17 protein-coding genes are annotated in these 18,589 nt (G+C 60.1%); 3 read left to right on the top strand and 14 right to left on the bottom strand.

The window, feature by feature from the left end; translation table 11 throughout:
• The 5 genes from PH547_RS05160 to PH547_RS05140 form a co-directional block, all read right to left on the bottom strand.
• Complete coding sequence (locus tag PH547_RS05160; protein WP_104825191.1) at window positions 1-387, bottom strand: hypothetical protein; 387 nt, start codon at window positions 385-387, stop codon at window positions 1-3.
• Window positions 384-1,334 carry a phosphatidate cytidylyltransferase gene (locus PH547_RS05155; RefSeq protein ID WP_104824130.1) on the bottom strand — a complete coding sequence of 317 codons (951 nt, stop codon included), beginning with the start codon at window positions 1,332-1,334 and terminating at the stop codon, window positions 384-386. Before PH547_RS05155 ends, PH547_RS05160 begins: the two co-directional genes overlap by 4 nt.
• Window positions 1,331-2,023: a lysophospholipid acyltransferase family protein gene (locus PH547_RS05150; protein ID WP_104824131.1), complete on the bottom strand. Its 693-nt coding sequence runs from the start codon at window positions 2,021-2,023 to the stop codon at window positions 1,331-1,333. Before PH547_RS05150 ends, PH547_RS05155 begins: the two co-directional genes overlap by 4 nt.
• A 137-nt stretch (window positions 2,024-2,160) precedes the next feature.
• Window positions 2,161-3,756 (bottom strand): phosphoglycerate dehydrogenase, encoded by a 1,596-nt coding sequence (gene serA, locus PH547_RS05145; RefSeq protein ID WP_104824132.1) that lies wholly within the window; start codon window positions 3,754-3,756, stop codon window positions 2,161-2,163.
• An 84-nt stretch (window positions 3,757-3,840) separates the two neighbouring features.
• Entirely contained in the window at window positions 3,841-5,019 is a 1,179-nt protein-coding gene (locus PH547_RS05140) for a phosphoserine transaminase (protein ID WP_285167715.1), read from the bottom strand.
• Between the two features lie 260 nt (window positions 5,020-5,279).
• On the opposite strand from PH547_RS05140, the gene PH547_RS05135 reads away from it, so the two are divergent.
• Window positions 5,280-6,074, top strand: coding sequence for a glycosyltransferase family 25 protein (locus PH547_RS05135; protein ID WP_283047194.1), 795 nt, complete (start codon window positions 5,280-5,282; stop codon window positions 6,072-6,074).
• Between the two features lie 9 nt (window positions 6,075-6,083).
• Here the strand turns inward: PH547_RS05135 and PH547_RS05130 are convergent, their stop codons facing one another.
• Window positions 6,084-6,914 (bottom strand): outer membrane protein, encoded by an 831-nt coding sequence (locus PH547_RS05130; protein WP_285167711.1) that lies wholly within the window; start codon window positions 6,912-6,914, stop codon window positions 6,084-6,086.
• Window positions 6,915-7,163: 249 nt separating this feature from the next.
• Window positions 7,164-8,018 (bottom strand): outer membrane protein, encoded by an 855-nt coding sequence (locus PH547_RS05125; RefSeq protein WP_104824136.1) that lies wholly within the window; start codon window positions 8,016-8,018, stop codon window positions 7,164-7,166.
• A gap of 456 nt (window positions 8,019-8,474) precedes the next feature.
• On the opposite strand from PH547_RS05125, the gene PH547_RS05120 reads away from it, so the two are divergent.
• Entirely contained in the window at window positions 8,475-8,735 is a 261-nt protein-coding gene (locus tag PH547_RS05120) for a cupin domain-containing protein (RefSeq protein WP_285167709.1), read from the top strand.
• 309 nt (window positions 8,736-9,044) lie between these two features.
• Window positions 9,045-9,599, top strand: a complete 555-nt coding sequence (locus PH547_RS05115; protein ID WP_104824138.1) for an SH3 domain-containing protein — start codon at window positions 9,045-9,047, stop codon at window positions 9,597-9,599.
• A gap of 84 nt (window positions 9,600-9,683) precedes the next feature.
• Here PH547_RS05115 and glmM read toward each other — a convergent pair whose 3' ends face one another.
• The 7 genes from glmM to tolB form a co-directional block, all read right to left on the bottom strand.
• Window positions 9,684-11,036, bottom strand: a complete 1,353-nt coding sequence (glmM, locus tag PH547_RS05110) for a phosphoglucosamine mutase (protein ID WP_104824139.1) — start codon at window positions 11,034-11,036, stop codon at window positions 9,684-9,686.
• A gap of 303 nt (window positions 11,037-11,339) precedes the next feature.
• Window positions 11,340-11,549, bottom strand: coding sequence for a GDCCVxC domain-containing (seleno)protein (locus tag PH547_RS05105; protein WP_483315530.1), 210 nt, complete (start codon window positions 11,547-11,549; stop codon window positions 11,340-11,342).
• Between the two features lie 318 nt (window positions 11,550-11,867).
• Complete coding sequence (gene ftsH, locus PH547_RS05100; protein ID WP_104824141.1) at window positions 11,868-13,811, bottom strand: ATP-dependent zinc metalloprotease FtsH; 1,944 nt, start codon at window positions 13,809-13,811, stop codon at window positions 11,868-11,870.
• Window positions 13,812-13,935: 124 nt separating this feature from the next.
• Complete coding sequence (gene tilS, locus PH547_RS05095) at window positions 13,936-15,258, bottom strand: tRNA lysidine(34) synthetase TilS (protein ID WP_260303113.1); 1,323 nt, start codon at window positions 15,256-15,258, stop codon at window positions 13,936-13,938.
• A gap of 5 nt (window positions 15,259-15,263) precedes the next feature.
• A complete protein-coding gene (gene ybgF / locus PH547_RS05090) occupies window positions 15,264-16,307 on the bottom strand; it encodes a tol-pal system protein YbgF (RefSeq protein WP_104824143.1) in 1,044 nt (347 codons plus the stop codon).
• A 160-nt stretch (window positions 16,308-16,467) separates the two neighbouring features.
• Window positions 16,468-17,001: a peptidoglycan-associated lipoprotein Pal gene (pal, locus tag PH547_RS05085; protein WP_104824144.1), complete on the bottom strand. Its 534-nt coding sequence runs from the start codon at window positions 16,999-17,001 to the stop codon at window positions 16,468-16,470.
• A gap of 270 nt (window positions 17,002-17,271) precedes the next feature.
• On the bottom strand, window positions 17,272-18,576 hold the full coding sequence (gene tolB / locus PH547_RS05080) for a Tol-Pal system beta propeller repeat protein TolB (RefSeq protein WP_104824145.1): 1,305 nt from the start codon (window positions 18,574-18,576) through the stop codon (window positions 17,272-17,274).
• Between the last annotated feature and the right edge of the window lie 13 nt (window positions 18,577-18,589).

The following is an 18,589-nucleotide window of genomic DNA, read 5'->3' as shown; positions in this document are numbered from 1 at the left end:
CTAACGCCTCCCGCCGGAAATCGAATAATTGTAGATCGCCGCATAGCTGGTCGAAACCAGCAGCGGCACCGCGGTGGTCTTCAATATCTCCGGCGTGCCGCTGAGCGCGTGGATCGTCACCAATATGGCCGTTGACCCGAGACAGGCGATCAATGGCGGCGCCCATAGAACAGTGAAGCCACGGAACCGTTTGGACAGGGCTTCCACCACCGATTTCAAAAACAGCGTCAGGCAGCCGGAAAGAATGCCCTGGACGAGACCGGAGATCACCGGCTGCGGCATTGGATGCAGACGGTTGGCAAAGACGGCCCATCCACCCATGGCAAGGAAAGCGAAAAGCACGTGCACGATGCTGCTACCGGCCAGCGCCCTCACCCGCGCCGTCATGACACCGACCACCAATAGCGCACGAGATGAAAAAAGATCGGTGCTGAGAAGACGACGGAATCGAGCCGGTCGATCAGCCCGCCATGGCCTTCGATCAGATGCCCCCAGTCCTTGACGCCGCGATCCCTCTTGATCGCCGACATCACCAGCCCGCCGAAGAAGCCCATCAGGGTAATCACGAAGGCAAGCAAGCCTGCCTGCAGCGGCGTGAACGGCGTGATCCACCAGAGCGCAGCCCCGATCAAGGTCGCGCTGACGACACCACCGACAAAGCCTTCGACCGTTTTGGATGGCGATAGTTTCGGCGCGATCTTACGGCGACCGAACAGCTTGCCCCAGACATATTGCAGGACATCGCTGAGCTGCACGACGATGACGAGGAACGCGATCAAAAGCACATTGCGGCCCTCATAGCCCGGTATGTGCAGGGTCAGCAATGCCGGCACATGCGACGCGCAGAAGACGCAGATCATCAGTGCCCATTGCACCTCGGCAATGCGGATCAGGAAGCGCTCGGTATCGCCGCGCAAGACCGCGATAATAGGCATGAAGAGAAAGGCATAGACCGGGATGAAGATGGAAAAGATGCCGTATTGCTCGGCCCAGAGCAGATAATATTGCACAGGCAGCGCAACAAAAAAGGCTGCCGCCAGCGCCCAATGGTCGGCGCGCCTGGTGTTGATCAGCGTGATGAATTCGCGCAGCGCCGCGAAGGAGCAGAAGGCAAAGAGCAGGATGACGCCGGCGCGCCCCGCCAGAAAGGCGATGCCGATCAGGATCACCATCGCCCACCAGGCCTTGATGCGGGCATTGAGGTTTTCGATCGCCGCGTTGGAACCATCGGGCGACAGGCGCCGCTGCAGCACATAGCCGACGACGGATGCGACGATCAGAACGCCGAGGATACCGAGGATAAGGTGGATGAGATCGGAGCTTGCTGCGCTCATTCACCACTCCCCATTTGTTTGGGCGAGAGGGCCAGTAGCGCCGCTTGCGCACGCGCCAGAAAATCCGCCTTCTCTTCGTCTGCGCCGATGCGCAGCGCCTCGCCAAAGGTCACGGTGCAGATCAACGGAATGGGCACGAACTCGCCCTTGGGCATGACACGATTGAGATTGTTGATCCAGACGGGAACGAGATCGATATCGGGGCGCATCCTCGCCAGATGAAATAGCCCACTCTTGAAGGGTTGCAGCGGTGCGTCCGTCAGGTTTCGCGTGCCCTCGGGAAACAGGATCAGCGAAGAGCCCGCGTCGATAGCGGCAGCCATCTGCTCGATCGGATCTTCCGTCCGCGCCTCGCGGTCCCGTTCGATCAGCACGGCATTGAAGACGTCGCGGCCAATGAAGCTGTTCAGCTTCGATTTCAGCCAGTAATCGGCGCCGGCGACTGGGCGTGTTCGCCGCCTGAGCCGCGGCGGCAGCACCGCCCAGATGAGGATGAAATCGCCATGGCTGGAGTGATTGGCGAAATAGACGCAGCGGCCTGTGGGCACGCCACTTTCCGACCAGATCGCCCGCACGGCAGTAATAGCGCGCGCAAATAGCACGATCGCTACCGCGGCCGGTTTCGCAAGCCAGGCCGTCGCCGGCCTACCCGTGATATTTTCGAAAATATTCCGTTGTGACGCCCCCATGACTAAGAGATAGGCGCGTTCCACGGGTGCCGATAGTCTCTTGCGCAAACTTATCCACAACCCGTTTGCAATCATGAAAAACCCGGTGCAACTCACGTTGCGCCGGGCCTTCGTGTCGCTCTTGGGAGGAGCTTGACTTAGTCGACGTTGAACACCAACGGCTTTGCCTGACGGATCGCCTGATGGGCGGCCAGCTTGGCCAGAACCTCATCGTTGATCGCGCCGTCGACATAAAGCAGCGCGATGGCATCGCCGCCCTGCTTGTCGCGGCCGAGCTGGAAGTTGGCGATGTTGACATTGGCCGCGCCGAGCGTCGTGCCGATGAAGCCGATCATGCCGGGAACGTCGGTGTTGGCGATATAGATCATGTGGTTGCCTACATCGGCGTCGAGATTGATGCCCTTGATCTGGATGAAGCGCGGCTTGCCGTCGGAGAAGACGGTGCCGGCGATCGAGCGCGTCATGCTGTCGGTGGTGACGGTCAGCTTGATGTAGCCGTCATAGACGCCGGTCTTGTCGCGCTTGACTTCGGCGAGCACGATGCCCTTTTCCTTGATCATGATCGGCGCCGAAACCATGTTGACGTCGGCAACCTGATTGCGGATGAGGCCGGCCAGCAGCGCACTCGTCAGCGCCTTGGTGTTCATGCCCGCGGTAACGCCGTCGTAGAGAATCTCGATTTCCTTGATCGGATCGTCCGTCACCTGGCCGACGAAAGCGCCGAGAACGTCGGCAAGCTTGATGAACGGCTTCAGGATCGGCGCTTCCTCAGCGGTGATCGAGGGCATGTTGATGGCGTTGGAAACCGCGCCCTTGACGAGATAATCCGACATCTGCTCGGCCACCTGCAGGGCGACATTCTCCTGCGCTTCGGTAGTCGATGCGCCGAGATGCGGCGTGCAGACGACGTTCGGCAGGCCAAATAGCGGGCTTTCCTTGGCGGGTTCGACTTCGAAGACGTCGAAGGCGGCGCCGGCGACATGGCCAGACTTGATGGCGGCGGCAAGGGCTGCCTCATCCACCAAACCGCCGCGAGCGCAGTTGATGATACGCACGCCCGGCTTCGTCTTGCCGAGTGCGTCAGCGTCAATGATGTTGCGCGTCTTGTCGGTGAGCGGCACGTGCAGCGTGATGAAATCGGCGCGAGCGAAGAGTTCGTCGAGTTCCACCTTGACGACGCCCATTTCCTCGGCACGTTCCTTGGAAAGGAACGGATCATAGGCAACGACATGCATCTTCAGGCCGATGGCGCGGGCGATGACGATGGAACCGATATTGCCGGCGCCGATGACACCGAGCGTCTTGCCGGTGATTTCGACACCCATGAATTTCGACTTTTCCCACTTGCCGGCCTGGGTCGAGGCATCGGCGGAAGGAAGCTGTCGGGCAACGGCGAACATCAGCGCGATAGCGTGCTCTGCGGTCGTGATCGAATTGCCGAAGGGCGTGTTCATGACGATGATACCGCGGCGCGAAGCGGCCGGGATATCGACATTATCGACGCCGATGCCGGCGCGGCCGACGACCTTGAGGTTCTTCGCCGCTTCGATGATCTTCTCTGTCACCTTGGTGGCGGAACGGATGGCGAGGCCATCATAATTGCCGATGATTTCGAGCAGCTTGTCTTTATCCTTGCCGAGCTGCGGCTGGAAATCGACTTCGACGCCGCGATCGCGAAAGATCTGGACGGCGGTTTCCGACAGTTCGTCGGATACGAGAACGCGGGGTGCCATGGAGGCCTCCTGAAAGGGTCAACTGTGATTGAAATGCGAATGCTGGGCTCCGCCTTCCTGGCGGAGCCTGTGGACGCCATGATCTCAGGCAGCAGCCTGGGAGAGCGTCGCCTTCTGCGTTTCGAAAGCCCAGGAGAGCCAGGGCATCAGCTTCTGCATGTCGGCAGCTTCGATCGTCGCACCCGCCCATATGCGCAGGCCCGAAGGCGCGTCGCGGTAATGGCCGACGTCATAGGCGACGCCTTCCTTTTCGAGCAGCGCGACGAGGCCCTTGGCAAAATTCGCCTGGCCGTCCTCATCGAGAGCCGTAACGTCCTTGTCGACGATCTTCAGGCAGACGGAGGTGTTGGACTCCGTCTCGGCCTTGACGGCGAGATTGGCGATCCAGTCGTTAGCGGCAACGAAGTCATGGATGACCTTGGCGTTGGCATCGGCACGGCCGATCAGCGCCTTGAGACCGCCGAGCTCCTTGGCCCAGAGGAGAGCGTCGATATAGTCCTCGACGCAAAGCATCGACGGCGTGTTAATCGTCTCGCCGGTGAAGATGCCTTCGATCAGCTTGCCGCCGCTGGTCATGCGGAAAATTTTCGGCAGCGGCCACGCCGGTACATAGGTCGTCAGGCGCTCGACAGCGCGGGGGCTAAGGATAATGACGCCATGCGCGCCCTCGCCGCCCAGCACCTTCTGCCAGGAGAAGGTGACGACGTCGAGCTTGGCAAAATCGAGGTTCTGAGCGAAAGCCGCCGAGGTGGCGTCGCAGATCGTCAGGCCCTTACGATCGGCCGGAATGAAATCGGCATTCGGAACGCGGACACCAGAAGTGGTGCCGTTCCAGGTGAAGACCACGTCGCGGTCGAAATCGACGGCGGAAAGATCGGGCAGCTCGCCGTAACCGGCCTCAAGCTTGCGGACATCCTTGAGCTTAAGCTGCTTGACGACGTCGGTGACCCAGCCAGCGCCAAAGCTTTCCCAGGCGAGCATGTCGACACCACGTTCTCCGAGCAGCGACCAGAGCGCCATTTCGACGGCGCCGGTATCGGAAGCCGGAACGATGCCGATGCGGTAGTCCGCGGGCACTTCCAGAATGTCACGGGTAAGATCGATGGCCTGCTTCAGCTTGGCCTTGCCGACTTTCGCGCGGTGCGAACGGCCAAGAGCCGCGTCGGAAAGAGCATCGAGCGTCCAACCGGGGCGCTTCGAGCAGGGGCCAGAAGAGAAATGGGTATTGTTCGGACGGGTGTCCGGCTTGGCGAGCTTAGTCATGATGCTATCCTCTCAGATAGAAAGCTCCTCGTTGGGGAGGAGTGTCCCGCCGTCGGATATATTGGAAGCGGCCTGCCGGTGCAATAGGTAAATTGGGCGGATGGACAATGCTTCACGCATTCGTGCAGCAATGATGCCGATGGGATAAGCTTCGCACAGCAAAATCACGCTAGGTTAGTCACAGAAAAGCTGGCTTCTTTGCGGAGACACACCCATATGTATCGGCGTTGAATGGCTCTGCGCCAACAGATGAAGAACAAATGTCTTTAATGTACCAAGCCGCACTGTCCGAAAGCCCTCGCACGCCCGCGCAGCCGCTACTCGTTTACCTCATCAATATTGATCGAGCGACGGACAGACTGGCGGAAATTAAGCGGCAGAGCGATGAATTCGGCATCAGGATCGAGCGCGTCGACGGCGTCGACGGCGCTCTTTTGCCGCGGGAGCAATGGATCGACGTCGATCACGACCGTTTCCGACGTCGGCACGGCAGGGTCATTTTGCCCGGCGAATATGGCTGCTACCGCAGTCATCTGATGGCGTTGCGCCAATTTCTTGCCGACGGCAGCGAAGCGGCTGTCATCATTGAAGACGACATAGCGCTGGACGGCGATTTCCTCGCCCGTGCCATGGCGGCAAAGGAAGCTATCCCGAACGCCGAGGTCATCAAGCTCGTGAACCATCGCTGGGGCGGCTTCCGCGCCGCGGCCCAAAGCCGCACGGGAGACGTGATCGGCCGCTGCCTTTTCGGCCCACAGGGCTCGACGGCATGCTACCTTGTAACGCGCAGTGGCGCCGAAAAGATCGTCAAGGCGCTCGCGGTCATGTCCCTGCCCTGGGATGTCGCTGTGGAACGCGGCTGGGATATGCACACATCCATCTTCACGACGCGCGCCAACATCGTCGGCTTCAGCCCGCTGCAGCGGAGCACGATGATCGGCTGGCGTCGTGACTATCGTGCCGCGAAATCCGCTGCCTGGCGGCGCGTTCCCGCGCATCTCTTCCGCACATTGGATTTCTTCCGCCGCATCGCCTACGTGCTCACGACGCCGTAGGCAGCGACCCTACCAGGTGGTGATTCGCAACCCGATACGGATCTCGTGCCGCGACAGTGCACCGTCGCGACCCATCGTGCCGCCGGCGCCGGCCGACGCATCCGCCGCCGAATAACCGAACATATCGCCGCCGGCGATATGCGAGAAGCGATAACCGAGATCGAGTTTCACATTCGGGGCCACTTCATAGGCGACTCCGGCCATCAAAGCATAGGTCATGCGCCAATCGCTTTCGCCGGGATAACGCGCGCTGACCGAAGCAGCACCACCGCAGCCGGAGACACCGTCGACACAGGAGCCGACAGCATTGACGCTGTTCCAGGAAACCCTCGTCGCGCCGAGACCGGCACCGACATAGGGCGTAAAGCCGGCCAGCGTGCCGAGATCGACATAGCCGTTCACCATCAGGCTACCCGCCTTGAAAGAAGAGCGCGCTTTGGTGGAGCAACCCGTACCGGCTGCGCCGCCTGCGCAGGGCGACGCGCTCGAAATCCGGCCATCGAAATCGCCGCTGAAATAGTCGCCGGTGATATCGGCACGAAGCAAGTCGTTGAATTGATAACCAACGCCGAGGCCACCCGAAAAATCGCCGCTGAAGCGGTCGGAATCAAAGCGGCTGGAGCTGTAATCGCCGCTGGTGGGGTCATAAGCGCGGAAGGTTGTGTCGTTGTGGCTGGCGTTGACCGCATAGCCGAGATCGCCCCGCACGTACCAGCCCCTAGCATCCTTGACGCTGACTTCGGGCATCTTGATCTCCGGCGGCAGATCACCCGCAAAAGCAGTGCCCGCAACCGCGCTCGCCATCATCGCGGCCAGCGCAAAAGCGTCGAAACGGATCATTACCCCTCGCCTTCCAACCTCGGGCCGATACCCGCTTTCAAGCCGGCCTGCCCTTGTCGTACCCGCCATTCTGGCTCTCCGAGAGGAGAGACCGGGCCGAGCCGCAGCCATTGTCATTTCATTAACCATAGGGAATTCATGGTTAACGAAGGTTTAAAACGCGGTTGAATTGCTTAACGGCGACAGAAAAAAGTAAAAAGCCGCCCGGACGAACCGGACGGCTTTTCAAAGGCTTGGCCGTAGAAAGGCTTACTTGTAGACCGGCTGCGGCTGGACAGGGATATCAGCCGGCGGCATGTAGCTGGCTGTCTGGCAGCCGCCAAACGTATAGCGGGCACCGAGGCGGGCTTCATGCAGGTTGAGGCCCTTGTCGTACCCCGGACCGCCGTTTTCCGCATAGCCGAACATATCGCCGCCTTCGATGTGGCGGTAACGATAGCCGACATCGGCCTTGAGATTGCACGAGAGATCGATCGAAGTACCGGCCATCAGCGCATAGGTGAAGCGCCAGCTACCGCGACCATTGTGGGTAACGGTTTCGTCGCAGGAGCTCGAATCGGCGTTGGAGCAGGAGGTATTCTTCAGGTTGCTCCATTTAACGTAAGTGCCGCCGAGACCACCGCCCACATAGGGGGTGAAGATGCCGTAGGTGCCGATATCGACATAGGCGTTGGCAAGCAAGCTATAGGCCGTCAGCGACGCCACATCTCGGGAGGTCGCGGGCACGGCAGTGAAACCAGGGCCGCAGGCTCCGCAATCGCCGCTTGTCGAGCCCTTGAAATCGGACTTGAAGAGATAATCCAGCGTCACGTCCGTGCGCAGGTAGTTGTTGATCTGGTAACCGACACCGCCACCTAGCGTGAAATTGTCATCAAGCTTTGCGCTGTCGAAATCGACAAGGCTGGAATTGGAGCCCTGGAAATAATTGGCGCCACGCAGATCGGTGAAGGCATAACCGACATCGCCGCGCAGATACCAGCCGCTCGATTGGCTGACGGCAACTTCCGGCGCCGGCTGAGCCGGTTCCGGCGTATAGAGATCGGCCGAAAAAGCGGATGTGCCGACAAAGAGAGCAGCAGCGGCCCCAATCAAAGTTTTCATCATGGCTTTGGCTCCAAATTTATTGCCATTGGCACGGCAAAAGCCTGCCAACCGAAAGACATGATATGGATAATGAATGATAAGGGTTAAAACCCAATTAACTACGAATATTTACTCTGTTCGGTCGATGGATATACTTGGCCCTGTACATTAGCGATTCGTAAAACTAAGCGTACGAACCCGCAATGTCTTTGATTGACTTGGCTTTTCCCGTTACAGGAATAGGACACCTCGCGCCGCAGGAAAAGCCAGAGAGCGCGCACCCGGCCATTCTTATATCGCATATCTGGTTCAGAATTATTCGCCCAGGACTTGCTCCATGGAGATGCGAAACGCAATCCGTGGATGATACGGACCCGGCGCATCACGGCATCGATCGTCTTTGGCGATCACACTCCCATTAAATGATCGGGGCCCCCGCCACCCTTCACCTGCACGATCCGTGGAAAGGAAGCGACAATGAGTGATATCGACAGCAAAGAATTCGTTCTTGCAGGCGTCGTCATGAAACGCTTGTTGTCCGGCGACCAGACCGGAGGGCAGTTCTGTCTCTTCGAGAACAAAAGCAACGGAAATACGAGGACGCCGATCCACGTCCACGCCAAGGACGACGAGACGGTTTACGTCCTTGAAGGCGAGCTGACAGCAGTGCTCGACGGCCAGCCTCTACGCTTGGCTGCAGGCGAAAGCCTCTTCCTGCCGCGCGGCATTCCGCACTAGCTTATGAATATGACCGGCGATCCCAGCAGATACATCTTGATCGGAACCCCCGCTCGGTTCGACGGGTTTCTCGAAGAAGGTGGCCACGAACTTCAACCGGATGAAGTCGTCGGACCGCCGACACCCGAGGAGATCGAGCGTCTCCGCGAGGCCGCGGCAAAGTTCGGCATCATTTTGCTTCCGGATTGGCCCCTCGCCCAAGTGACGCAGTGTCCCAGGCATCAAGATGTTTCCCAACTCTTAAACCAATTGGCAATAATCGGTCCGATACCATGACCGCAGCCGGGGCGTAAAATATGGAGGAAGTCGTTGACTTGCTTTCGCAATCTGGGTGCCGGCCTATGCCTCGCATTTAGCTTTCTGACGACCGCCGCCCTCGCCGGCCCGGTTCCCACACTGCCGGCCGCAGCGACGAGCTGGAACAAGGGACGAGAGACGGGATTACCCATCCCTCGCTATGTGTCGCTGAAAGCATACAAGGCGCGTATGCGCGCTGGGCCATCGACGATTTATCCAACCAAATGGATCTATATGAAACCCGGCCTGCCGCTGGAGATCATCGACGAATACGGCCATTGGCGACAGGTGCGCGATGATATCGGCACGACCGGATGGATGCATAGCGCCCTTCTTTCGGGGCTGCGCACGGCGGTCGTCGGGCCATGGCTGAAGACAAACGCGATGCTGCGCGGAAGCCCGGAAACGACGGCCACACTCATCGCTGAACTGCAGCCCGGCGTCTTGCTGTCGCTACGCTCCTGTACCGGCGCTTGGTGTAGCGTCTCCGTGCGGAAGCATTCCGCGAGCGGCTATGTCAGGCAGAACATGCTCTGGGGTGCTTATCCCGGCGAAATGTTCCGGTGATCCTCTTGCCGCGAGCAATATCAACGGCCGCCCCATCAGGCGGCCGCGGATTTCTTGCCGATATCTGAATAACCGACAGCTTAATCAGGCAGCGTTGCGAACGCTCGAGATCACATCGATCAGACCGCCGACGATGCGCTCGATCTGACCACGGTCGTCGCCTTCCGCCATGACGCGGATCAGCGGCTCGGTGCCGGAGGGGCGGATAACGAGGCGGCCGTTGCGGGCAAGCTCACTTTCGGCATCGGCGATCGCCTTGCGCACCTGCATGTCTTCCAGCGGCTTGCCGCCGGAAATGCGGACATTGCGCAGAAGCTGCGGCACCGGTTCGAAGCGGCGGCAGACTTCGCTGACCGGCTTGCCGGTGCGCTTGACCGCAGCCAGGATCTGCAACGCCGCCACAAGGCCATCGCCGGTCGTGCCATAGTCGGAGAGCACGATATGGCCGGACTGCTCGCCGCCGACATTGTAATTGTGCTGGCGCATATGCTCGACGACATAACGGTCGCCGACCGCGGTGCGGGCAAGCGCCATGCCCTTGTCTTCCAGGAAGCGTTCCAGACCGAGATTAGACATGACGGTCGCGACGATGCCATTGCCGCGCAGCAACTGGCTCTCGGCCCAGCTCTCGGCGATGACGGCCATCAGTTGGTCACCGTCAACAATCGTGCCGGTTTCGTCGACGATGATGACGCGATCGGCGTCGCCATCGAGCGCGATGCCGATATCGGCACGCACTTCGTCCACCTTCTTCTGCAGCGCGACTGGGCTGGTGGAGCCGCAATTGAGATTGATATTGGTGCCGTTCGGCTCGTTACCGATGGTAACGACATCGGCGCCGAGTTCCCACAGTACGGCGGGCGCGACCTTGTAGGCGGCGCCATTGGCGCAATCGATGGCAATGCGCAGGCCCTGCAGCGTCACATCGCGCGGCAGCGTGCGCTTGGCATGCTCGATATAACGGTCATGCACGCCGTCGACGCGCTTGGCACGGCCGATGTTTTCCGACTTGGCGAGATGCGCCGTCATGTCCTTTTCCAGCAGATCCTCGATCTTCGTTTCGAGATCGTCGGACAGCTTGTAGCCATCGGGGCCGAAAAGTTTGATGCCGTTGTCTTCGTAAGGATTGTGCGAAGCAGAGATCATCACACCGATATCGGCGCGCAGTGACCGCGTCAGCATGGCGACGGCAGGCGTCGGAATCGGACCGAGAACGAAGGCGTCGACACCGGCTGCGGTGAAACCCGCCACCATGGCGTTTTCCAGCATGTAGCCGGAGAGACGCGTATCCTTGCCGATGACCACTCGATGGCGATGACTGCCCCGATGGAAAATCGTGCCGGCGGCGATACCCACGCGCATGGCGAGATCCGGCGTCATCGGATAGATATTGGATTGTCCGCGGATTCCGTCCGTTCCGAAATAGCGACGTTTCATATGCACTCCCGTGATTGCAGCGTCCCTTTGAGGGACTGCGGCATCCCGTTCTCCTCCCCGGAATTCCATGGGCGGCGCGAACATCGATGCTTGAGGCTCATGCCATAGATTGCAAACCTCGGCACTTAAATTACCAAGAAAACGTATTACAACGCGTTACTGTTAATAAGCACTAAAAAAGGTCAGTTCTCCACTGAAACAGACCGGCCTCCTAGTCTATCGGCGTAAATCGGGTGGCCGTTGGGACGGCAGCGGTTGGAAGCCAGACGACTGAACCGCACTGGCAGCCCGACGTCACACCGATCAACAGCAACGGCCCTGTTTGCCTTGAGCCTGAACAGGCGGGCAAGGAACTGTTCCAAACGAACAGAACACGCAACAATCGCCCGCCCTCGGTCGAAGAACGGCACCGCAGCTTTTGCACTCGTAGAAATATTGGCACGCGTCAGTTGGCATTGTTTCTGACGCGTTGAAGCCGCAGATTGGACAGGTAATCGTTGAGCTGAGGATCACGGATACTTCACGCATAAAGATATCCAATCGTCATTAGGACAACACCAGTGATGAGACCGCCAGGGTACGGGTTACACACCTGGCGCACGCTCAGCATCGATGCCTCCGCGACATGAATGCAGGCAGGGCGATGCGCTGTTCGCTGTCGACACCTCGAGTCACACCCAGCAACCCGCTTTCCCGCTTGAATTTCGACGTTCGGGTCATCACCGGTATCGAACCGTCTCCGTTCGTCACCCCGGCTATCAAGAAAAAGGCCAGCTCCCTGTTAAAAAAGGAACTGGCCTCTTCGTCTACATGTTCAATCGGCTCTGTGCGTCAGCGTGGCTGCGGTTCGAAACCGCCCTCGGGCTCATCGCCCTTGGTGCCAAGCGGGCCGTCCTTCTTTGCACCGGTCTTCGGGACCGCCGAGCCGCGACTCGGAGGCGTATCGTCACCGAGATCGCGGGCGGGCTTTTCGCCGCGAATGAGCGCCTTGATCTCTTCGCCGGTCAGCGTTTCGTATTCGAGCAGGCCTTCGGCCAGTGCCACGAACTCGTCGTGCTTGGTGGTGATGATGTCCATAGCCTGTTTGTAAGCCTGGTCGATCAGGCGGCGCACTTCGTTGTCGATCTTCTGAGCGGTCGCCTCGGAGACATTCTTCGATTGCGAAACGGAGTGGCCGAGGAAAACCTCCTGCTGGTTTTCACCATAGGCAACCTGGCCGAGCTCATCGGAGAAGCCCCATTGCGTGACCATGGCGCGGGCAAGCTTGGTCGCCTGCTCGATGTCCGAGGACGCGCCGGAGGTGATATTCTCCTTGCCGAAGGTCAGCTCTTCTGCAACGCGGCCGCCCATCATGATGCAGAGGCGCGACACCATCCACTTGTAGCTCATCGAGTAGCGGTCGCCCTCGGGAAGCTGCATGACCATGCCGAGCGCACGACCGCGCGGAATGATGGTCGCCTTGTGCAGCGGATCTGCGATGGCGACATTGAGCGCCGTAATCGCATGGCCAGCTTCGTGATAGGCCGTAAGCTTCTTTTCCGCCTCGGTCATCGCGGAAGAACGGCGCTCGGCGCCCATCATGATCTTGTCCTTGGCGTCTTCGAATTCCTGCATGGTGACCAGGCGCTTGTTGCGGCGGGCGGCCATCAGGGCGGCTTCGTTGACGAGGTTCATCAGGTCGGCACCGGAGAAGCCGGGCGTACCGCGGGCAAGCGTCTTCAGATCGACGTTCGGAGCCAGCGGAACGTTGCGGGCGTGTACCTTCAGGATGCGTTCACGGCCGACAATGTCCGGGTTCGGCACGACGACCTGGCGGTCGAAGCGGCCGGGACGCAGCAGCGCCGGATCGAGAACGTCAGGGCGGTTGGTGGCGGCGATGAGGATGATGCCCTCATTGGCTTCGAAACCGTCCATCTCGACCAGCAACTGGTTCAGCGTCTGCTCGCGTTCGTCGTTACCGCCGCCGAGACCGGCGCCACGATGGCGGCCGACGGCGTCGATTTCGTCGATGAAGATGATGCAGGGCGCGTTCTTCTTCGCCTGTTCGAACATGTCGCGGACGCGGCTTGCGCCGACACCGACGAACATTTCAACGAAGTCGGAACCGGAAATGGTGAAGAACGGCACATTTGCCTCGCCGGCAATGGCGCGCGCCAGAAGCGTCTTACCCGTACCGGGAGGGCCGACAAGCAGAACGCCGCGCGGAATACGGCCACCCAGACGCTGGAACTTCTGCGGATCGCGCAGGAATTCCACGATTTCTTCCAGATCCTGCTTGGCTTCGTCGACACCGGCGACATCATCGAAGGTGACGCGACCATGCGCCTCCGTCAAAAGCTTTGCCTTGGATTTGCCGAAGCCCATTGCACCGCGCGAGCCACCCTGCATCTGCCGCATGAAGAACAGCCAGACACCGAGGATCAGGAGCATCGGCAACAGCGTGCCGAGATAGCTCAGGAAGCTCGAGGAGCCATCCGATTCCGGACGGCCGACAATGTTGACGTTCTTGCTTTGCAGGCGATCAAGCAGGCTGTCGTCCACGACCGGGGCATAGGTCTGGAAGGTTGTACCGTTTTCGACATAGCTGCCGACCACGCGATTGCCAGTGACGGTGACGTCACGGACGCGGCCTGAATCAACTTCCCGAAGGAACTGCGAATACGGAATTTCCCTGGAGCCTGTTTGTGCCGGCGCGTTCTGGAACATACTGAACAGAGCAATCAGCAGCAAAGCTATGATTGCCCACAGAGCGAAATTACGAAAATTAGGGTTCATCGAACTCCCCAGCACTGAAACTTCCGCCGCTGAGCGGCGGCATTACTTGATCCCTAACATAGGGTTGCGCCAAGCCCTTGCCAAGGCAAACCGCATCGCCACATGTTTTTTCCGTCAATAACTCTCAAAGTGGCGGCCGAGTATAGGGTTCACGGCCAAAGCAAGTCGCCAACCGATCCGCAAATGTGAGATCGAATCGTGTCAAAAAGCGGTCGAAAGGCGCAAGATGGGGTGTAATTGTGGCCGACACGGTGCTCCGGCCAGCGCCGGCGGTCACCCGTGGCAACACGGCCCGAGCACGCTGCACAGCGCCCTTCGGCAGCCTCTCCGGAAACTCCGCCGCACCCCTCTCCCCCGCCGCTTCGATGCGGATAGTGGCCGGATCGTGATTGACGATCCGGAAGCGGCCGTCCCATATGCCATCGGCTCCCGGCGCAAGCACAAGCGGCTGGATGTCGCGGCTTTCGCGCATGAGATAAAGCCCGTCCCGGCGCAGGTCGAAGACGACGCCGCCCGCCGTGCGCCGCCCCGGCTTCCCCTCGCCGATGAAATCCAGGATACGACGCATCCGCTCGCGGCCCGGACCATAGGGCTCACCGCCGAATGCGGCGGCGAGATAGGAGAGCGCATAGGAGAGCACGACCTCATCGGCGGCCAGCGCATCGCGGCTGACGACGCAAAGCACGCTCGCATGAACAGTCACATATCTATCCAGCCAGGCGGCGGCTTCCTTCGAGAGCGCCGCGCGAGCCGCGCCATCATCAAGCACAGAGAGCGGCACGACATCCTCCGCCAGGCGTTTGCGCATGCGTACGCGCTCATAGCGGACATCCTCATTGCTCGGATCATCCAACCAGGACATGCCCCGCCGCGTGAGATAGGCGCGGATATCGGCCCGCCGGCAGGCGAGAAACGGCCTGACGATCCAGAGGCGCCGATCGAAGAGCATGGCGTCGGCAATGCCGGTGCCGGCAACGCCCTCACCTTCGCTTAAACGTTCCGCGCGCATGGCCAAGGTCTCGCGCTGGTCATCGAGCGTATGCGCGGTAACGACCACGTTGGCAGAAATATCCGCCGCAATATCGGCAAGCAGCCCATAGCGCGCCTCGCGGGCTGCAGCCATGATACCGCTCTTCGGCTTCTCGCCCTCCCAGCGACGAATGATGTGGGGCACGCCAAGCGATGCACAGAGAGCGGCGACATCGCTTGCTTCATCGGCAGACTCCGACCGCAAACCATGATCAATCGTGGCGGCGGAAAGGGTGATGTTTGAATCCGGGAAGGACTTCAACTGTTCGGAAAGGGCAACCAGCAGGCCGGTGGAATCGCTGCCGCCGGAAATGGCGACTAGAATATGGGCAGGCTTGAAAAGGGAATGAATAAAATCGGCCGCTGCGGCATCTGGCATCTGGGCTGTGGCAGCAGCAGTCACAGCGTCACCGGACATCGCAATCAGCAGGCAAGACGCTTTTGTTCGCTGGCTACCTTGTTGGTAACCGCCTTCGAAGCCTTCGGATAGCGTTTGGTCACTTCGCGCAGCGTTGCGCAGGCCGTATCCTTGTTATCGAGGGCAGCGAGCGACATGCCAAGCTTTAACAGCATTTCCGGTGCCTTTTCGGAGGTGCCGTATTTCTGATGCGCATTCAGGAAAGTCTTGGCCGCATCATTATATTTGCCTTGCGAATAAAGCGCTTCGCCAAGCCAGAAGTTGGCATCGGGCGCCCGGGCGCTATTCGGGTAGCTGTCGATATACTGACGGAACTCCTGTTCGGCGACACTGTAGTCGCCGGACAGGACGTGGCCATAGGCCGATTTATACTGATCGTTTTCGCTGCCGAGCGAGGCCGTCTGCGTGCCTGAGCCGGCGGCCGGCGCAGCACCCGAACCGTTGTTGGCGCGCGTCGCCGTTGCGCCGACCTGCTTGCCGCTCTGATCGAACTGGATCGAGCCGAGCTGCGTCGGCGGCTTGCCAGAACCGCCGCCCTGTTGCGCCGTATTCGGCGCGTCGCCACCTTGCGAATCGCTGATTACACCGGCAATGTCGTCCTGTTGCTGACCGCCGCCTGCGCCCTGCGCCGGGGCATCCGCTTCGCTCTTCTTCATCGGGGCCGCGCCGCCGCCAGTCCCAGCCGCACCGCCAGTGCCCCCACCGCCACGCTTTTCAAGCTGCTGGAAGCGGAATTCATTGTCCTCTTGCGTCTTGCGGATCTGCTCCTGCATCTGCAGCAACTGATAGCTCATCTCTTCGACGCGGCCGTTCAATTGGCGCATCTGGTCTTCAAGCTGCTGCAAACGGACTTCGGCATCGCTGTTTTGAACGTTGATGACGGGTGCCTGCCCGAACTGCCTCTGGGGAGCCGCATTGTTCGGAACGGCCTGTTCCGGTGCACTGCGGCCACCTAAGTGAAGTCCGAAAAGCGACAAGGCAGAGGCGTCACGCTCACTACCGGCGACGGCGGCGAGACAAAGTAAGCTCGCCACGACAAGTTTTCTCATACGGATCATCCTGCCCATTGATTCTTCGCGCCCCAGGGCGCGAACAGGAGATTTTTACAATTAATCTCAAAAAGCAACGGAGTTCGGCCAAAGTGTGGTCAAAAAAGTAAAGGCGGCCACGCGGACCGCCTTTGTGCATTTCAGCCGGAATTTCGGCCTATCAGGAGCCGGCGCCGTTGAGCACGGTGACGGCACGACGGTTCTGCGACCAGCAGGAAATATCGTCGCAGGTCGCGACCGGGCGTTCCTTACCGTAGGAAATCGTCTTCATGCGCTGAGCCGGAACGCCGCGCGAAGCGAGGTAGTCCTTGGTGGCGGCAGCACGACGGGCGCCGAGAGCCAGGTTGTATTCGCGCGTGCCGCGTTCGTCGGCGTGGCCTTCGACGGTGATTGCGTAGTTCGGATAACGAGCGAGCCACTGAGCCTGACGGTCGAGCGTCTGGGAAGCGTCGGCGCGAATCGACGAGCTATCGGTATCGAAGAAGATGCGATCGCCAACGTTGACCGTGAAATCCTGCGGCGAACCCGGAGCGGCATTGCCGGCGCCATTGAGGCCAAGGCCGTTTGCATCGTTCGGCAAGCCCTTCTTGGAGGCGCAGCCGGCAAGCGAAAGGCCGACGAAAAGCGCGATCATGATCGGGTTGCGGGCGAGGTTCTGCATATGGCCAACGGCCGGGGTTGCGATGCGGCTCATTGCCGGTCTCTCCTTAAGTCTCTATCAGGGTTGCCAGACTGTAACCGGGTTCGGTTAATCCGATTCCAACAAATATGGTTAATGATGTCCTAAAGTTGTCCCGAAGTGGTCCACTCACAGGACTTTGCGGCGACAAAGTGACGCTCGACCGGATCAGCGACTTTTCGAGCCGCCGCCCGCTCAAGCTGTTTTCTTGCATGATCTTACTCGATATCGCTTCGCACTTTTGACTGCGTGAAGCGTCGGTTTGCGACCATGCCTGGCCCACCCCTATTCGAGGAGCGGCGACCAAGCCGGGTCGGAAGCGAAGCCCGGGGTCGGAATCTTCTGCTCGTTGTAGCCCGTCAGATCGATCGAATAGAGCTGCGGGCCACTGGAGCCCTGCGGTTCGCGGAAGAACATGATGACGCGTCCGTTCGGCGCCCAGGTCGGGCCTTCATTGTGGAAGCCCGTGGTCAGCAGCCGCTCGCCCGAACCATCCGTCTTCATGACGCCGATCGAGAATGTCTGACCAGACTGCTTGGTGAAGGCGATGAGATCGCCGCGCGGCGACCACACCGGTGTCGAATAGGAGCCGTCGCCGAAGGAGATGCGGTGCTGGTTGGAGCCATCCGCATTCATCACATAGATCTGCTGCTTGCCGCCGCGGTCGCTTTCGAAGGCGATCTGCGTGCCATCAGGCGAATAGGAGGGCGATGTGTCGATGGCGGCCGTCGAGGTCAGGCGGGTCGTGGTGCGCGAGCGCAGGTCCATCGTATAGATGTTGGCATTGCCTTCCTGCTGCAGGCTCATGATCACCCGCTGGCCATCCGGCGAGAAGCGCGGCGAAAACGTCATGCCCGGGAAGTTGCCCACCAGTTCACGCTGGCCCGTCTGCAGTTGCAGCAGATAGACGCGCGGCTGCTGGTTGGCGAAGGACATGTAAGTGACTTCCTGCCGGTTCGGCGAGAAGCGCGGCGTCAGCACGAGGTCGCTGCCGTCGGTCAGCATGCGGGCATTGAAGCCGTCCTGGTCCATGATGCCGAGCTGCGTCTTGCGGGCCGTCTTTGGGCCGCTCTCGGCAACGAAAACGACGCGGGTGTCGAAATAGCCCTTCTCGCCGGTGATCTTTTCATAGATCGCGTCAGCAATGATGTGGGCGACGCGACGCCAGTTGTCCGGCTGCGCATAGAACTGCTGGCCGATCATCTGCTGGCTGCCATAGGTGTCCCACAGGCGGAACTCGGCGCGAAGGCGACCGCCCTCTTGCGTCACTCGGCCGGTTACCAGCGCCTGAGCGTTGATCGCCGTCCAGTCCTGGAAGCGCGGCGTGGCATCCGGATTGCTGATCTTCTCGATGAAGGCCTGCTTGTTGACAGGCGCAAACAGGCCGGAGCGCTGCAGGTCGGCAGCAATGACGCCCGAAATCTGTGCGCCCAGGCCATCATTCGACAGAAGGTCGGTGATGGCGATCGGCATCGGCTGGACGTTGCCCTTGTTGATGTTGATCTCGACCACAGCATAAGCCGGAGTGGCGAGGGCTGCCGTCAAGGCTGCCAGCACCAGCAGGAGACGAACGAGGGATTTTCTGATCATATGTATCAAGCCT

This window comes from Rhizobium cerradonense, from assembly GCF_030182455.1.
In the GTDB taxonomy this organism is placed as follows: domain Bacteria; phylum Pseudomonadota; class Alphaproteobacteria; order Rhizobiales; family Rhizobiaceae; genus Rhizobium.
The sequence above is the reverse complement of the archived record's forward strand: the minus strand, read 5'-3'. Positions and strand labels throughout refer to the sequence as shown.

What these genes read in the sequence shown, in the direction of transcription:
- PH547_RS05160 (WP_104825191.1), bottom strand. Translation starts at nt 387, where the DNA reads ATGACGGCGCGGGTGAGGGCGCTGGCCGGTAGCAGCATCGTGCACGTG.
- PH547_RS05155 (WP_104824130.1), bottom strand. Translation starts at nt 1,334, where the DNA reads ATGAGCGCAGCAAGCTCCGATCTCATCCACCTTATCCTCGGTATCCTC.
- PH547_RS05150 (WP_104824131.1), bottom strand. Translation starts at nt 2,023, where the DNA reads ATGGGGGCGTCACAACGGAATATTTTCGAAAATATCACGGGTAGGCCG.
- serA (WP_104824132.1), bottom strand. Translation starts at nt 3,756, where the DNA reads ATGGCACCCCGCGTTCTCGTATCCGACGAACTGTCGGAAACCGCCGTC.
- PH547_RS05140 (WP_285167715.1), bottom strand. Translation starts at nt 5,019, where the DNA reads ATGACTAAGCTCGCCAAGCCGGACACCCGTCCGAACAATACCCATTTC.
- PH547_RS05135 (WP_283047194.1), top strand. Translation starts at nt 5,280, where the DNA reads ATGTCTTTAATGTACCAAGCCGCACTGTCCGAAAGCCCTCGCACGCCC.
- PH547_RS05130 (WP_285167711.1), bottom strand. Translation starts at nt 6,914, where the DNA reads ATGATCCGTTTCGACGCTTTTGCGCTGGCCGCGATGATGGCGAGCGCG.
- PH547_RS05125 (WP_104824136.1), bottom strand. Translation starts at nt 8,018, where the DNA reads ATGATGAAAACTTTGATTGGGGCCGCTGCTGCTCTCTTTGTCGGCACA.
- PH547_RS05120 (WP_285167709.1), top strand. Translation starts at nt 8,475, where the DNA reads ATGAGTGATATCGACAGCAAAGAATTCGTTCTTGCAGGCGTCGTCATG.
- glmM (WP_104824139.1), bottom strand. Translation starts at nt 11,036, where the DNA reads ATGAAACGTCGCTATTTCGGAACGGACGGAATCCGCGGACAATCCAAT.
- ftsH (WP_104824141.1), bottom strand. Translation starts at nt 13,811, where the DNA reads ATGAACCCTAATTTTCGTAATTTCGCTCTGTGGGCAATCATAGCTTTG.
- tilS (WP_260303113.1), bottom strand. Translation starts at nt 15,258, where the DNA reads ATGTCCGGTGACGCTGTGACTGCTGCTGCCACAGCCCAGATGCCAGAT.
- ybgF (WP_104824143.1), bottom strand. Translation starts at nt 16,307, where the DNA reads ATGAGAAAACTTGTCGTGGCGAGCTTACTTTGTCTCGCCGCCGTCGCC.
- pal (WP_104824144.1), bottom strand. Translation starts at nt 17,001, where the DNA reads ATGAGCCGCATCGCAACCCCGGCCGTTGGCCATATGCAGAACCTCGCC.
- tolB (WP_104824145.1), bottom strand. Translation starts at nt 18,576, where the DNA reads ATGATCAGAAAATCCCTCGTTCGTCTCCTGCTGGTGCTGGCAGCCTTG.